Source organism: Mycobacterium sp. (genome assembly GCF_032162605.1).
GTDB lineage: Bacteria > Actinomycetota > Actinomycetes > Mycobacteriales > Mycobacteriaceae > Mycobacterium.
Genome location: NZ_JAVROT010000627.1, coordinates 1 through 3,015, shown reverse-complemented (window position 1 = coordinate 3,015; position 3,015 = coordinate 1). Strand labels below are relative to the sequence as shown.

The 3,015-nt window shown below is 63.3% G+C and carries 3 protein-coding genes and 1 pseudogene; all 4 read left to right on the top strand.

Features of this window, described 5'->3' with window-relative positions:
• The coding region (locus QOI01_RS35875; protein ID WP_526388960.1) for a carboxymuconolactone decarboxylase family protein at nt 1-384 on the top strand (384 nt) is incomplete at its 5' end.
• A 68-nt stretch (nt 385-452) separates the two neighbouring features.
• Nucleotides 453-1,004: a cupin domain-containing protein gene (locus QOI01_RS35870; RefSeq protein ID WP_526388958.1), complete on the top strand. Its 552-nt coding sequence runs from the start codon at nt 453-455 to the stop codon at nt 1,002-1,004.
• Nucleotides 1,005-1,050: 46 nt separating this feature from the next.
• Nucleotides 1,051-2,034 (top strand): annotated as a pseudogene (locus tag QOI01_RS35865) (FAD-dependent oxidoreductase); the annotation flags it as partial.
• A gap of 19 nt (nt 2,035-2,053) precedes the next feature.
• A complete protein-coding gene (locus QOI01_RS35860) occupies nt 2,054-2,539 on the top strand; it encodes a hypothetical protein (protein ID WP_526388962.1) in 486 nt (161 codons plus the stop codon).
• Nucleotides 2,540-3,015 lie beyond the last annotated feature (476 nt).

The following is a 3,015-nucleotide window of genomic DNA, read 5'->3' as shown; positions in this document are numbered from 1 at the left end:
TTTCATCCACCGAATCACTCGATTACACAGCGCGAGCGGGAGATCGCCGTCTGCGTCATTCTCGGCAAGTGGCACGCGCCGTTTCCGATTAACGCGCACAACCGAGTCGCGATCGAGCTGGCCATCTCGCCCGAGGTCGTAGACGCCTTGCTCTGCGGCCAGCCGACACTTCTGGAGGATGAGCGGGAGCAGACCGTCTATGAGCTAGCCACGGCCCTGGCCGCTGGCCGCTACATCCCCCAGAGCCTGTACGACCGCGCGGTCGAGGTCCTCGGTCATGATCGCATCACGGACATCACCGTCCTGATGGGTATGTACACGGCAGTCTCGTTCACGCTCAAGTTCTATGACGTCCCCGCCGACGCACCCGGAATGAAGCGCTGATTTCGTAAGGCACGCAAGCTGCTTTGCTTCACGGTCCAACTGACAGCTAAACGAAAGGAAGTACCGCCATGACCACCCCCGCCAACCGATTCGTCGTCGGCCCCGACCCCCAGGGCCGTTCGGCGACCCTGCAGCGCGGACTGACCAACGTGCAATCCCGCGAGGGGTTCTTCTGGCGCGCCACGCTGTGGGCGACCCAGGAGACCCCGGTCGACAACAGCATTGACGGCGACCGATCGCAGACGCAGGGCCTGGGAGCGCGCCGCGAACCCTTGCCTAACGGAATGATTTGTCGGGCACTGGAAATCCCGCCGGATGACCCCGATGAAGACGAGCACCGCCGCGTCCTGGCCGACCTCAATGAAGTGGTGCACCAGAAGCACCAGCCGAGCCAAACCGATCTCGCCCGGCATCCGAGCATGCACCGCACCGACACACTCGACTGTCTTACCTGCGTGCGAGGCGAAATCTATCTGGTCACCGACACCGATGAAGTGCTCATGCGCCCCGGCGACACCGTCATCATCCGCGGCACCAACCACGCCTGGAGCAACCGGTCCAACGCGCCTTGCCTGCTCGTCGGCACCATGACCGACGCCACTCCTCAGAACGGAGGCTGATCAAGCCATGTCAGGGTCTACTACTCCCTGCCTGGCGGGCTGAGCTGTGAGCGGTGCGTCAAGGCGTGACGGCGCGTGTGATTGTGATGTTCTGGTCGTCGGCGGCGGTCTCGTCGGTTTGGCGGCGTCAATGTTTCTGGCCCAACAGGGATTACGTGTATGGGTAGTGGAGCGGCACGCCTCGACATCGAACCACCCTAAGTTCCGCGGTGTCAGCGCCCGAACGATGGAGTTGCTTCGGTCCGCTGGTATCGAAGACGCGGTACGCGCCGCGGGCGAGAACCATTTCGGCGTGTCGATCGGCGATAGCCTCTCCGGTGATTACGAGCGGGTACATCTACCGCTCGCACTGGCCCGCCGAAACCTGCTTCGCCCCACCACGCACTATGCATGTGATCAGGACCGGATGGAACCTATTCTGCTGCAGCGCAGCGCCGAGTTGGGTGCCCAGTTGTTCTATGGCTGCACAGCCGTCAACATCGAGCAGCACGAGTCCGCCGTCGCCGCCGACATGGTGTGGTCTTCGTCGACGGTCGGCACGGGCACGCCGGCCACGCCGCCGAGCAGGATCACCGCCCGCTATCTGGTGGCCGCCGACGGTGCCAGCGGATCGATCCGGACCAGCCTCGGTATAGGACGCCACGGTCGACCCATTCCGGGAAAAGGTCTCAGCGTCTTGTTCGACGCCGACCTCGAGTCGGCAACGCGCGGACGGCGGATCAGCGCGATGGTCTCCCCGGCTGAGGGCGCCCTGTTGTTCGCCCGCAGTGACGCCCGCGACCACAACTGGTTCGCCCTGACGCCAAGAGCCGACTTGGATTCGATCGATCGGGATTCTGTTGCCACCGAGGCGATTCCGATGATCCGGTCTGTGGCCGGTGTAGCCGACCTCGACATAACTATTCGCAGCGCTATGACCTGGAGCACCGGGGCCTTCATCGCCGATCGCTACCGCGCAGGTCGCATCTTCCTGGTCGGCGACGCAGCACATCTCATCCCGCCCTACGGTGGATTCGGCGGCAACACCGGAATCGCGGACGCACACAATCTTGCCTGGAAGCCTCGCCGCGGTCTGCACGGGCGAGGCCGGAGACGCGCTGCTGGACACCTACGAATCCGAGCGACAACCGATCACCGAGTTCACCCTCAAACACGTCATGCTGCGTGCCGGGGACGGGATCGGCGAATTCTTCCGGCAGTTCGACCAGTTCGACCCCAACCCGATCACACTGGGATTCCGCTACCCGATGGCCACAGCCGTAGGTTTCGATCGCGAACTGCCCATAGAAGACCCGGCCCAACCAAGCGGACAGCCCGGCACCCGGGCCCCTCACATCCCACTAAAAGGGGCCACTTCGAGCACGCTGGACCTGCTGTATCCGGGCGCGTTCACTTTCCTCGCCCCCGACGCCAGCTCCTACGCCTCCACACTGCGAACACATCCAGTCGCTGGCGTGCGGCTGCGTGAGATTGCAATCGCCACATGGCCAGCAGGCCGGCGACACTGCCCGCCGAACACCCACACCACGTCCTGATCGAGTAGATGGGCGGCGATGTCGTCGACAGTCGGCATCGGGAACAGCGACAGGTTACTCCACAGACTTGTGGGCGACGGGGTGTTGCCGGCCGCGTACGCCACCGATGTCGGTGCGGGCCTGCTGTATCGCGGGACCGAGTTCGCGGCAGCTGTCTGCGAGTATGACGGCGCCGCAGCATATTTCATCGATAACCAAGGATGGCGTAGCCGTCGAGACGCGGCTCGACACTAGAAGGCTTTGTCGACCCTGGACCGTCGCACGGCAGCAAGGTTAGCGGGACCCTTGAAGATAAGTTCGCGCGCCCCGTACATATCTACCAACCCTGATCGACGCTTGCTCTCCCATCTTCATTCCGTCGGTGGCGTCACATGACGAAATGCCACTATCGGTTGGGTGCGGTGTCGGCGATCTCCCCGCTGCGCCGTATCCGCCCAAAAGGGATCCTTGAGGAAATGACACGAATTTGAGAAAAA